This is a genomic window from Fimbriimonadaceae bacterium, from assembly GCA_023957775.1.
Classification (GTDB): domain Bacteria; phylum Armatimonadota; class Fimbriimonadia; order Fimbriimonadales; family Fimbriimonadaceae; genus JAMLGR01.
In genome coordinates this window covers 81873-94407 of sequence record JAMLGR010000001.1, presented here as the reverse complement: position 1 = coordinate 94407, position 12535 = coordinate 81873, and the positions used below count along the sequence as shown (strand labels likewise).

The window sequence follows — 12535 nt, the reverse complement described above, 5'->3', positions numbered from 1 at the left end:
TGCCGGTACAATCCCGGCGTGGTCAGAACCGTCTCGATCTGCAAGCATTTCAAAGATTCGAAACGCGGTGTGGTGAAGGCGGTGGATGGCATCTCGCTCGAAGCCCATCCGGGCCAGATCTTCGGGATCCTCGGGTGCAACGGCGCGGGCAAGACCACCCTGCTCCGGATGCTCTCGACGGTCCTGACCCCCACCTCGGGAACGGCCGACGTCGGTGGATTCGACGTGGTGAGGGACTCCGAGCGCGTGAGGGCCAGCATCGGGTTCCTTTCCAGCACGACGGCGCTTTACGGGCGGCTCAACCCGATCGAGTTGCTCGAGTATTTCGGGGGCCTTTACGGTTTGAAGGGCTCCGCCCTCAAGCAGCGCGTCGACTATGTCGTGGCCAAGCTCGATTTGAACGAGTTCACGGACCGGCTTTGCGACAAGCTGTCGACGGGCCAGAAGCAGCGCGTTTCCATCGCTCGCACCATCCTCCACGACCCGCCCGTGCTGTTCTTCGATGAGCCCACGGCCGGGTTGGACGTCGTCACGAGCCAGACGATCATGGGCTACGTCGAGGAGGCGCGGGCCCAGGGGAAGACCGTGATCTACTGCACCCACATCATGAGCGAGGCCGAACGCCTCTGCGACCGGCTGGCACTGCTCCACGATGGAGTCGTCCACGCCGAAGGCACCGCCGAGGAGTTGAAGACCCGTGCCGAGAGCCCCAATCTGGAAGTCGCCTTTCTTCGCCTGATTGGCGAACAGAAGCCCCTGGCGGGAGGGGTCGCTTGAACGCAACCCTGCACATCTACCGGAAGGAGCTTCGCGAGATGTTCCGGGACAAGCGGGTACGGTCCGGCGCCATCTTCTGGCCCATCGCGATGATCGTGATGTTCCTGTACCTCTTCGGGTTCCTTGCGTCCACCCTCTCCAAGCCCGAGAACCTCAAGGTCCACGTGGTGAAGGGGGAGAGCGCCCTGGCCGAGGCGTTCAAGAAGGCCAAGCTCAACGTCCAAACCGTCGACACGATCGAGGAGGGCGAGCAGCTGATCCGGGACGGCAAGGCGCGCATCGTGATGGCGCTGCCGAACGACGAGGATCTCAAGAACGCCGGGACCAAGGCCGTTCAGGTGGTGGTCGCGTTCGACCCGAAGGACCAGAAATCGCAAATCACCCTCGGCGCCGTTCGCAAGGTGTTCTCCGAGATGAACCAGGAGATCGTGAAGGCGGTGCTGGTCGCCAAGGGCGTCTCAGCGGACATGTCCGAGCCGGTGCAGGTCAAGGAGAAGCCCGTCAAGGTGGGCGAAGGCGGAGCGAACGATTTTGTCTTGAGCATGCTCCCGTACCTGATCGTGATCTGGGCGTTCTACGGAGGCATGAGCATCGTCGCGGATCTCGTCGCGGGCGAGAAGGAGCGGGCGACCTTGGAGACGCTCCTGATCTCACCCGTGAGCCGAACGAGCATCGCGCTTGGCAAGTTCCTCGCGCTGGCCACGGTCTGCCTGGTCAGCAGTCTGTCCTCGATCGTGGGTCTCGTGGTCATCAACCTGTTGAACCTGCCGATCACGCGGCCGCTGCTGGAGGAGGGCATGGGGCTCAATCCGGCGTCGTTTGCCGTGATCCTGGCCGTGCTGCTCCCGACCGTGGCGCTCTTCGCGGCCCTGCTCGTCGCGATCAGCACGTGGGCGCGAAACGTCCGGGAAGCGCAAACGCAGACCACGCTCCTCAGCTTCGTGGTGATCCTTCCGGCGGTGTTCAGCCAGTTCATCGGATTCACCGATTTCGGCTCCGAGCGCTGGGTCAGCCTGATCCCGGTCCTCAACACCGCCACCACCATCCGCAGCGCCCTCTTGGGCAAGTACGACGGCGTCGGCCTGCTGCTCACGCTCGGCTCCAGCGGCCTTCTCGCCGCGGTTGCGATCGCGCTCGCCGTTCGGATGTTTCAGCGCGAGGAGGTCCTCGTCAGGGTCTAGCCGGATTGGCACGCCCGTCCAGCGGGCGTGGCACCCGATAGAGGGGCATCCTAGCCGGTGTTCTGGTTCAGGGCTCCGAGCCGGGCCGCTTGCGACTGGTACTGGGCCATGGTTTGCTCCATGGCGGCAAAGCGCGCGCGCAGCTCGGTCTCCCTGGAGGCGAGACGCTCTTGGATGTCGGCGATCTGCTGCTCGATCGACGCCACCTGGTCCTGGATGGACTGGTCGGTGCTGGTGAGCAGTCCGCTGACCGAGTCGGTGAACGTGAACACGGAATCGGTCATCTGCGCGGCGATGCCCTTCGTGAACTTGATCGTGCCCACCAGGCCCGTGTCGATGCCCGTGTACTGAATCTGCAGGCCGGAGGTCTTCGCGTTGCCGGTATTGCCGACCAGGAACTGGCCGCTCCCGGTCGCGGCTTCCCCGTTGATCGTCCCCGCGACATCCAGGCCCGTGGAGACCGTACCGGGTTGGCCGATGCCGATGCCGCTCGTGTCGGACGCGGCCGCGGTGTCGCTGTCGACGGTGAAGTTGCCGTTGGCGCCGTAGCGTTTGCTCTCGATCTTGAGCAATCCTCCGTCCAAGCTCGCAACCACGAGGTCCTTCAGCGCGGAGTCGTTGTTGATCTGATCGACGGCGGCCGCGGCCGTGCTGCCGATGGGAAGCACCAGTTGGTAGGGCGTGCTGCCGAAGAGGGTTCCGTCGAACGTCAGGGTCTCCGGGACGGAGCTTGGCGCCGTTTGGGCCACGGAGCCTGTGTAGGACCCCTTGGTCGCGATCTGCGAGATCACGACATCGTAGGAGCCGGTCCCCGAAGCCACGGTCTTGTCCGAGCTCGACACGTAGGTGATGGAGTCCGTCGAGCCCTTCCCCATCGCGCGGAACACGGCGCTCACGCCCGCAGGGTCGGCCGCCATGGCCGTATCGAAGGCCGCCTGGTCGAAGGTCAGCTTGCCCTCTTCGCCCATCGAGAAACCCAGTTGGCTCAGGTTGGTGTAGGTTCCGGTCAGGCCGGGCACCGTATTGAAGAGCAGGTCCGTGATCGCCGATTCGACTTGGCGGGCGACGGGGTCTCCAAAGAGCGCCCCGCTGTTGAACGTGTCCTTGTCGAACGCGCTGTTCTGCTTGATGAAGTCGATGACGCCGTTGAAGCTGTCCACGAAGCCCTGCACCGACGACTTCACGCCGTCGGTATCGCGCTGAAGGGTCAAGGTAGACGTTTTCGGCGTCGTTTCGTCGGCCGAGAGAAGCGTGAGCGTCACTCCGGGAATCACCGTGGTGATCGCATTGGTCTCGCTCGTGAAGGCGATCGTGTCGAGCGTGTACTCGGCGCTCTGCGCGGCCACGAGCTCCGAGCCGATCGGTTGCTGGAGGATGCCGAGGGACCCCAAGATGTTCTGGTCGTCGGCAAACGTCGGCGTCGTGGCGCCGCTGATATCCAACTTGTAGACCGTCGCGCCGTTCTTCTGGGCGCTTCGCACCGTCGCGGTCGCTCCGGTCCCGGCTGCGTTGATCTTGTCGGCGATAGCCTGGAGCGAATCCGCGTTGGGATCGATGCTGACGCCGACGCCGTTGATGAGCACCGTCCCGGACGCCAGCCCGGTCGCTCCGAAAAGCGAACCGACGGCCGTGGTGGAGGAGCTGAATCCAAAGCTGGTGGCCCCGTTGGCGATCGATTCGCGAATCGTCGCGGCGCCGGCGACGAGGCCCAAGGTGTCGGCGACGGTTCCGGAGAGGTCGGCGATCTGGATCTTGTTCGTCGCGCCCGTGGAGGACGCGGTGATGGTCAGATACGCGCTCCCGGCACCTCCGTCGATCACGCTCGCAGTTACCCCGACGTTCGCATTGGTGATCTTCTGGGCGACGGCGGCCAACGAGTCCGTGGCCACCACGTCGACCGCCTTGCCGTTGACAACGAACTTGCCGGCAAGGCCGAGGGCGCTGGTCGTGTCGGATTGCGCGGAGGACGAGAACTTGTGTGCCTTGGCGAGTTTGGAGACCGAAAGGTCGTATGAGCCCGCGACCGCGCCGGACGTTGCGCTGAGCGTCGCGACGCTGCTGTCGCTCGTGCTCGCGCTGATTGGGTTGAAGGCCGCGAGGCTGTTCAGGCCCGCCGCGTTCGTCGAAAGCGTCTGCATCTGGTTCTTCAGTTGCTGGAGCACGCTCGATCGACTGTTGAGCTGCGCTTCCTGAAGCTGGAGTCGCTGGATCGGGATGGCTTCGACCTGAAGCAGCTGCTTGATCAAGCCCTCGGTGTCGATCCCCGAGCTCAAGCCACTGAACGTAATGCCGGAAAGGCTGGATCCTATGCTCATAACGTTACTGCACGATCAGTCCGTACACTTCGGCCGCCTCATCGACCTTGCTCTCGGTCTCCGCCAAAACCGCTTCGATATCCTCGGGCGTGAATCCGAGCCAACACTCGACTTCCAAGTCCATCGTGGGTGTCTGCACGCCAAACGTCTTGGTGTATCTCGACGCCGTCAACCGATCGGCTCCGTGGATCGCGAACAACGCGTGCTCGATCTCGTCGCCGAACGGGCCCTCGTGGCGGGCGATCAAGTCGGTCAGCGCCGCGGGAAAGTGCCACGTCTTCGCCAACTCCCCTCCGATCTCGTCGTGGCGCACGCCGAGCATCTCCGGCTCGACCTCGTCGAGGCTCCGCTCCGACTTTGCGGCGTGGGCGATGACGGCCAGATACTCTTCGGACACCGCGCTGAACAGGTAGAGCCTCCCGATATCGTGTAGCAATCCCGCCGTGTAGACCATTTCCGCGTCCCGGGCCGAGAATCGCTTGCGGCGGGCGATGATCTGCGCGCAAACCGCGGTGGCGAAGGAGTGCATCCAAAAGCTGTGCTGCAGCCTCCTCAACTGGGGCGTCCTGCCTTTGAGCAGGCTCAGGGCGCTGATGCTGAGAACGAGGTTGCGGATCTGTTGGATCCCCAGGATCACGACGGCCTGGTTCAGGCTCGACACCTGACCGGACAAACCGTAGTACGCCGAGTTCACGACGCGCAGAATTTTCGCCGAGAGGGCGGCATCCGAGCTCACCAAACGCTCGATCTCGCTCGCGCTGGTGGACTCCCGCTCGGTGGCCTCCAGCGTCTTCGTCACCACGTCGGACAGCGACGGCAGGTCGTGGACGCCGCGCAAGATCCACTTTCGCGTCGTGGCGGAGAGGTCCTGGGGAAGAGCCATCAGGCAGCCTCCTTCGTAACGACCTCGTTCACGTCGACGATCAACGCCACCGTTCCATCGCCGAGAATCGTCGCTCCGCTGATGCCTCGGGTGTCCCCGCAATTCGAGCCCAGACTCTTGATCACCACTTCCTGCTCCCCACCCAGACCGTCGACGATGAGTCCCACGCGCTGGTCCGCGACGCCTGCGACCACGACATAGCGCTTGTCGGAGTCCTCGACCGCATCGTCGGCGATCCGGCCGCGGAACCAACTGCGCAGGCGGACCAGCGGAGTGATCGTGCCTCGCACGACCAGGACTTCGCTGTCCGGCAACCGTTGGATCTCCCGTTCGCGAACGAGGAGGGTCTCGACGATATTGCTGATGGGAACCACGTAGGCGCCCGATCCGACGCGCACCAGCAGGCCGCGGATGATCGCGAGGGTGAGAGGGAGTCGAAACGTAAACCGCGTCCCTCTTCCGGGGCGCGTCTGCACGTCGATCATCCCGCCCAACCGTTGGATGTTGGCCTTGACGATGTCCATGCCCACGCCGCGGCCCGAGACGTCGCTCACATCCGCCGCGGTGCTCAATCCGCTGGCAAAGACGAGATTGACGGCCTCTTGCTCCGTCATAGCGGCGGCCGTCGGGCTGTCGATGATGCCCCTTTCAACGGCCTTGGCTTTGACGCGTTCGATGTCGATGCCGCCACCGTCGTCCTCAATGTCGATGACGATCTGGTTTTCGATGTGCCTGGCCGAGAGCACGATCGTGCCGCGGCGAGGTTTGTCCACCCGCTCCCGGAGGTCCGGCGGCTCGATCCCGTGGTCCAGCGAGTTCCGGAGGATGTGCAGGATCGGATCGCCGATGATCTCGATCACGCTTCGATCAATCTCCGTATCGGCCCCGCGCATTTCCAGACCCACCTCTTTCTTCAGGCTCTGGGCAAGGTCGCGCACCATTCTCGGAAAGCGGCTGAACACCGTCTCGATCGGCAGCATGCGTGCCTTGAGGATGCTCTCCTGGAGTCCCGCAGTGATCCGGCCGATGTGCGCCACCGTCTCCTGAACCTGATCGATCGCCTCGTCGCCCGGGAAACGGGACGCGAGGGACGAGGCGAGCTGGGCGACCCTCGTACGATCGATCACCAGTTCGCCCACCAGATTCATCAACTCGTCCATGCGCGCCACGTCCACGCGCACGGTTTGTCCTGTGTCCAACCGCTTTGGCGAACTGCTTGGCGCCGAGGGCTCGAGGACGGGCGCAGGAAGGGGAGCTTGGGGGCTTTCAGGCTGTGCTGCCGACTCGGTGACGTGGCAGGACGCGACTTCCGGAATGGTTTGAAGGCGCTTCTGAAGCTCCGCTGCGGAGACCCCGGTCATCACGTAGATCTCGAACTCCGAGTCGAACTGCTCCTCTTCGAGCGCGGCGCGGTCCGGCACGCACTCCACGATTTCGCCGACTTCGGAGGCTGCGTTGATCGCCATGAACGCCCGGACGAACTTCATTACGCAAGAGGGCTCGAGCGCCACTTGTGCGCGCATCAATCGGCGCGAAGGCGGCCTGGACGCCGCCTCGCCATGGAGGGACCTGATGGTCTCCAGGAGGTGCTGTGGATTGACGCCGGAGTCCACGCCCGTCCGAACGTCCTCCGTGAGGTCCGAGAGGAGGTCGTTGGCCTCAAGGAGGGCTTGAACGACGGTCGGGGAGCACCGGACTTCACCGGTGCGCAGCCGATCGAGCAGGTTCTCCATCTCGTGCGTGAGATCGGCGATCTTCACGAAGCCCATGGCTCGGCTGCTTCCCTTCAAGGTGTGGGCGGCTCGAAAGAGCGCCTGGACCCGAGTGAGATCGGCGTCGCTCTCGAGCCCAAGGGTCTCCCGCTCCAGGATCTCCAACTGCTCGGTCGCCTCCTGAAGGAAGAGATCGTGGTACTGCTCCGTGTCGTTTCCCGAATCCATCATGCCGTCTCCACCCAACCCCTGACGCCCCCGAAAGCCTGCGAACTCCGTCGCTCCACCCACGTCGTTCGCAGCAGCTTGCGCGGCCCGCCAGCCAGGGAGCGCCTCGCGCGGAGGTTCCCTAAGGGTATCGTCGGTAACTGGAGCCTCGGCTTGTAGCCGGGAAGAGACCCGTTGTGCCGATTTCACTTCTCGCCCTGGACCTCGACGGTACGACCCTGCTCCCCGACCGCACCATCCATCCCGCGTCGGCCGACGCGATCCGCCGCGCCGCCCTGTCGGGCATCCACGTGGTCCTCGCCAGCGGGCGCAATGCCCCCAGCGTTCGCCACTACGCGTCGCTTCTCGGACTCACTGGAGCCACGATCTGCTGCAACGGCGCCCACGTGCTGCTTTCGGCCGAACAGGAACTTCTCCACCACTCTCTGGAACCCGAGTTGGTGTCCAGGCTTCTGGGCTACGCGGAGACCCATGGCCTTCATGCCCATCTCTACAGCCGGAATCGACTGATCTTCCCTCGGGACAGCGAGTGGGGAGACCTGTATCTTCACCGGGTTGGTGGCGTACAGCGAGAACTATTGGGTTCCCAGCGCGTCGAAGAGTTGCAGGTCACCAAGCTGATGTTTGTCGCCGAGGAGCCGCGAATCGGCAAAGAATTCCGCAGCTTCGCGTCGGATCGCGCGTACTCCGGCGCACAACTCACTTTGTCGGAACCGGAGTACCTCGAGTTCTTGCCGCGCGACGCAAACAAGGGGGCGGCGCTTCAATCCCTCGCCTCCCACCTCGCGATTCCGCGGTCCGAAGTCGCGGCGATCGGGGACTATTTGAACGACCTGGAAATGCTCGCCTGGGCGGGATTGGGCGGGGCTGTGGCCAACGCGGCGGACGAGGTTCGCGCCTGCGCGAGAGTGCACGTCGCGGCCAATACGGAGGGCGGAGTCGCCGAATTCATTGACTCGTACGTCCTAAATCAGCGAGAATAGATCGCCTTGATGGACCGCATCATGGCATTAGACTCTGGAGGGGAATGATGAATATCTTGAAAGCAACGACCATGCTCGCAGCACTTCTGTGCGCGCTGGCGGTCCAGGCGCAGACCTTGACGGTCACCTCGCCGACCGATGGAGCATTTGTCGGAAGCTCGACCCAAGTCAAATTCCTCATCAGCGGTGCGACACTCGAGGTGACGGTCAAGGCCCTCGCGACAGGACCCGGCGGAGTCCAAACCAGCGTGGAAGGGCGTTTCACCCCCAACTCCCAGGGGCAGATCGACAACAACCTCACGCTCTCCTTTGGCCCGTCCAACCCGGAAGGCGCCTACACGATCGTGGTGACGGCGACCGAGCCGGGGGCGACCTACACGCCCAAGACGCTCAACGTGACGTTGGACCGCACGAAACCCAAGTTTCTTCAGTTCAACCCAACCAACAACGCCTTCGTGCGTGGGCCGTTCATTCCGATCAGCGTGGAACTCGATGAAGCGAACGTCAAAGAGTGGCGCGTCCAGGTGAACAACCAGGACATCCCCAACAATACGGGGAACACGCAGTCCTTCACCGTCACTTGGGACACAAGCGGCATCGAGTTGGATGGCGCCCAGACGATTACGATCAAGGTCACCGACGAAGCGGAGAACACCGCCACCCAGTCGATCAGCGTGACGTTGGACCGCGTGGATCCGGTCCTCACGATTCAGTACCCGCGATCCGACACGAACCTCCGGCGGAGGGCGACCATTTCCGTCGTTGTGGACGTCACCGATCTGAGTACTTCGTCCATCGACGTGACCGGCATCGATGTGTTCGTGCAGTCGCTGACCGGCGCCTTCATCACGCGGGTCGCGCGCAGTTCTGTCCGCACTTCGGGAAACAACACCTTGCGGTGGAGCGGGCGCATCCGTTGGCGTCCGGGACTGCCCAACGAGTTTAAGATTGTGACGACGGCCCGCGATCGCGCGGGGAATGTCGCGGCCACACAGGAAGTGACCGTCAGGCTTAGGTAACGCAGCCGAAGTCGTTTGGAGGACTTTGCATGAAGATGATGAGAAGGTATTCGTTCGTCGCGGTCGTTGCCGCGGTATCGGCTTTGGGCTCCGCCCAGATCCCCGACGTTCTGTCGGCGCTCGACGCCGGAGGCCGCGCCATGGGCATGGGAGGTGCCGGAAACATCACGGGCGCCGACACCCTCTCCGGATACAACAATCCGGCGGGCCTCGGCTATGTCGATCGCACCCAGGTCGGCGTGGTCCTCCGAAACCTGCCCGAAAGCAAGACGGCGGTGACCGGACCCTTCGCCCCTCTTTCCCAGCAGCAGTTCTCCACGACAGGCTCTGGCGGTCCCCTCGCGCTGACCCATGCCGGGGTGGCCATGCCGCTCAAGGATCGTTCGGGCCGCTCGAAAGGAACCGTCAGCCTCGGGATCACCCTTGGGGGATTCCTGCACGACGTGCGTACGTCCAATAACCTTTCCAGCGGAGCGCTCACGGTCCGCAACTACAGCGAACTCACCAAGATCCGAACGGACGTCGTCACCCTTTCGTTCGGCAAGACGAACGAGGCTCAAAACTTCAACTGGGGCGTCGGCGTGATGTACGCCACGACAGGGATCCTCGACCGCAGGCGCGGCCAGCTTTTCGATGGTAGCAACAACGTCGTCGGGGACGTCGATAGCGACGTCGATGAGACCGGGACGGGATTTGGCGTCGTCGCAGGCGTCCAGTACGTGCCGCGCAACCAGCCCAATTCGATTTTCGGACTCAGCTTCCACAGTGAGATCAACTTGAGCGGAAACTCGAATTCACAGGACCTCTACGACAAGGTCCCCGCTCGCATTTCGGCCGGCTTCGCCACGCGCCGAGACGGGCTCCGCGGCGGCAGGGACTACCTGGTCCTTGGCGCCGAGGTCGAGCACCTGTTCTCGGGCGGGCCCAGCCCCTTCGGTGGTACGCGAGACGCCCAGACCCGTTTCGGAGCGGGCTTGGAGTACACGTACAACGCGCAGTTCGGTCGCGTGCCGATCCGGGTCGGTTACAGCTGGAATCCCAGCGCCGGCGACCACTTCGACGACCGCAGCGGTCTCGTTTACGGCATCGGCTACCGCCCCAATGGTTCCGATCTCAGCCTCGACCTCAACTGGGGCGATCCGGACACGGGCGGTCGCGACTTCAGCTTCGGAGTCTCCTACAAGGTGAAAAGGTAGCACTATGAAATTGGTTCGAAGAGTAACCGTCCTGCTGGCCGTGCTCGCGATGGCCGCTATCGGGCTGGCCCAGTCGTGGAGCACCTCTTACGAGGAGGGCCTGCAGAACGCGCGCGCCGGGCTCTGGGCCGAAGCGCGACAGGCCTTTCAACAGGCAGCCGCCTACCGCCCCGAAGACTACTCTGGCGCCACCCTTCTCCCCGGACCCGTGTCCGAACGAAGGCAATGGCGAGACGGCGCGCCGTACTCCCCGAATTTCATGGCCGCGTACTCCGCGTACCGCGCCGCGATGGTCCTTGGCCCCGGCGATCAACGGAGCAACATGCTTCGAACCGCCGCCCAGGAGTTCGAGGCGCTCCTCGCCAAGAGGCAGTTCAGCCGCGAGACCTTCTACTTCCTCAACGCGATCTACGTCGAGACCGGTGACACGGCCAAGGCGCAAACCCTCGAGGGAACCTATGCGGAAGCCGGCAAGGCGGACTGGCGCGTCGACGCCGAGGTCGTGGCTCCCGACGAGCGTGCCGCCATCGAGCAGGCCGCGCCCGTCGGAAACGTCAAGACCGTCAAGGCAGGCACGGACTCCGTGGACATCAAAGCTGGGGATTTGGCGGACACGTCGACCTCGGCGACCGGTGGCTTCATCGCTCCGCTCGTCGGCCGCGTGGCCCCGCTGGCGACGAAGTTCGCGCTCGTGATCGGTAACTCCGAAGGGCGGCTGCCACAGGGAATGCTTCCCTTCGGTGCCGACGATGCAGCCCATGTGCGGGAGGCTCTCATCACCCACGGAGGGTATCCCGAGGGCAATGTCGACCTCGTGGCCAATGCCACCTCGGCCCAGATTCTCGCGAGCGCCCGAGCCATGGCCCAGCGCGTGGGAGAGGGCAACACGGTGACGATCTTCTTCGCCGGGGTCGGCGTGAACTTGGATGGCAAGGACTACCTTGCCGGCATCGAGGCGCAATCGGCGTCGGAGTCGACCGGCATGGTCGCCAAAAGCGAACTCTACAAGATCTTCATGGCCAAGGGAGCCAAGATCTTCGCGTTCTTCGAAGCGAACCGTCCGATCGTGCAGGGACGCTATTTCGGCATGGAGACACCTCTCGTCGGGGCGATCTCCCAGGCACAAGCCACATTGCCGGGCGATACCGTCTTCTCCTCCGTGCGCGATGGGAAGCCCATCGGGGTCTACGGCGAAGCCATGGCGTCCGTGCTGAGCGAGATGCGGTCCAACCGGATTCCCATCCTCGAGTTCGGGTGGCAGGTCTTCTACCGCATTCGCCGAGGGGACACCGGGTCGACCGGTGGAGCCAGCCAGCAGACACCCACTCTGCCCGTGTTGAGCAACATGGCTTCTGACGCGCGCTTCTAGAGGCGCGAGGTGAACATCGAAGACAGATGACCCCTTTCGAACTCCGGCCAGAAGCCCGCGCACTGATGCTGGCCCTGGCCGGCGATCCAGCCGATCGCTACGTCGAGCAACTGCTTGTGCCCGGTGTTTCGAAGGCCGCACAAGAGAGGGTGGAATCCGCCGAGGAGCTCGAGAGACTGTTTCTCGATCCGTACGGCTGCTGTTGCGCCATGCTCGGCTACTACGCGTTCATGCGCAGGGGTAAGGACCGGCTCGAACTCGGTGAAATCGCCGGCGCGGCCTGGAGAGACTGTTACCCAAGGGAGCGCTTCGGCTCCTTCCTCGAAGACCAAGCCGCAGACAGGGTCTGGGAAGCGTTTGCCAAGCGTTGCTCCGAGCGCGGGCGCAAGCCCAATGAAAGTCTCAACTACGGCGTCGTGGCCGGGTTGGTGGAGCTTGTCCAGGACGCCTTTCGCGCTACCGATGGCGGGAGCGTGGCCCAGTACGTGGGCGATGCCGTCGAGCGCACGGGCCGCCTGGAGACCGAGTTCATGCGGATCGTCGACATTCGAGGAGTCGGCCCGAAATTCGCGAGCATCTTTCTTCGCGACGTCGTGGACACCTTGGATTTGGAGGAGGGCGTGTCCAACGTGGACCGCCTCTACCTTCAACCCATGGACAAATGGGTCCGCCTCGCGGCGCGGCACATCCTCAGCGAGGAGGAAGCGGACTCGGCGGACTGGGTGCTGGCGGGCAAACTGGCGAAGTACGCGCGCCACAGCGGCGTGAGCGGCATTCGATTCAATATGGGCGCCACGTATGTGGGAGCCCGGGGTTCGCGGGACAGCGGCCAGTTCGACTCGATTCTCCGCAGCCTGGCCCGCACCTGAATG

10 protein-coding genes are annotated in these 12535 nt (G+C 63.9%); 7 read left to right on the top strand and 3 right to left on the bottom strand.

All coding sequences use genetic code 11. The features are described 5' to 3' along the window. Positions 1–18: 18 nt before the first annotated feature. Positions 19–777, top strand: a complete 759-nt coding sequence (locus tag M9921_00430) for an ATP-binding cassette domain-containing protein (GenBank protein ID MCO5295301.1) — start codon at positions 19–21, stop codon at positions 775–777. Continuing rightward, positions 774–1958 (top strand): ABC transporter permease, encoded by a 1185-nt coding sequence (locus M9921_00425; protein MCO5295300.1) that lies wholly within the window; start codon positions 774–776, stop codon positions 1956–1958. Before M9921_00430 ends, M9921_00425 begins: the two co-directional genes overlap by 4 nt. Before the next feature lie 50 nt (positions 1959–2008). Here the strand turns inward: M9921_00425 and fliD are convergent, their stop codons facing one another. From fliD to M9921_00410, 3 genes are read right to left on the bottom strand one after another with little or no spacing between them, the layout of a single operon-like run. Then, on the bottom strand, positions 2009–4273 hold the full coding sequence (gene fliD, locus M9921_00420) for a flagellar filament capping protein FliD (GenBank protein ID MCO5295299.1): 2265 nt from the start codon (positions 4271–4273) through the stop codon (positions 2009–2011). A 4-nt stretch (positions 4274–4277) separates the two neighbouring features. Beyond that, on the bottom strand, positions 4278–5156 hold the full coding sequence (locus M9921_00415; GenBank protein ID MCO5295298.1) for an HDOD domain-containing protein: 879 nt from the start codon (positions 5154–5156) through the stop codon (positions 4278–4280). After that, positions 5156–7099 (bottom strand): chemotaxis protein CheA, encoded by a 1944-nt coding sequence (locus tag M9921_00410; protein MCO5295297.1) that lies wholly within the window; start codon positions 7097–7099, stop codon positions 5156–5158. Before M9921_00410 ends, M9921_00415 begins: the two co-directional genes overlap by 1 nt. A 173-nt stretch (positions 7100–7272) precedes the next feature. Between M9921_00410 and M9921_00405 the strand changes: the two genes are divergently transcribed. Genes M9921_00405 through M9921_00385 form a run of 5 tightly spaced genes read left to right on the top strand, consistent with a single transcriptional unit; the run spans position 7273 to position 12532 of the window. Next, positions 7273–8079, top strand: coding sequence for a Cof-type HAD-IIB family hydrolase (locus M9921_00405; GenBank protein MCO5295296.1), 807 nt, complete (start codon positions 7273–7275; stop codon positions 8077–8079). Between the two features lie 47 nt (positions 8080–8126). Continuing rightward, positions 8127–9098, top strand: a complete 972-nt coding sequence (locus M9921_00400) for a hypothetical protein (GenBank protein ID MCO5295295.1) — start codon at positions 8127–8129, stop codon at positions 9096–9098. 29 nt (positions 9099–9127) lie between these two features. After that, entirely contained in the window at positions 9128–10294 is a 1167-nt protein-coding gene (locus M9921_00395; protein MCO5295294.1) for a hypothetical protein, read from the top strand. Positions 10295–10298: 4 nt separating this feature from the next. After that, on the top strand, positions 10299–11663 hold the full coding sequence (locus tag M9921_00390; GenBank protein MCO5295293.1) for a caspase family protein: 1365 nt from the start codon (positions 10299–10301) through the stop codon (positions 11661–11663). 26 nt (positions 11664–11689) lie between these two features. Further along, positions 11690–12532 (top strand): hypothetical protein, encoded by an 843-nt coding sequence (locus M9921_00385; GenBank protein MCO5295292.1) that lies wholly within the window; start codon positions 11690–11692, stop codon positions 12530–12532. The last annotated feature ends 3 nt before the right edge of the window (positions 12533–12535 follow it).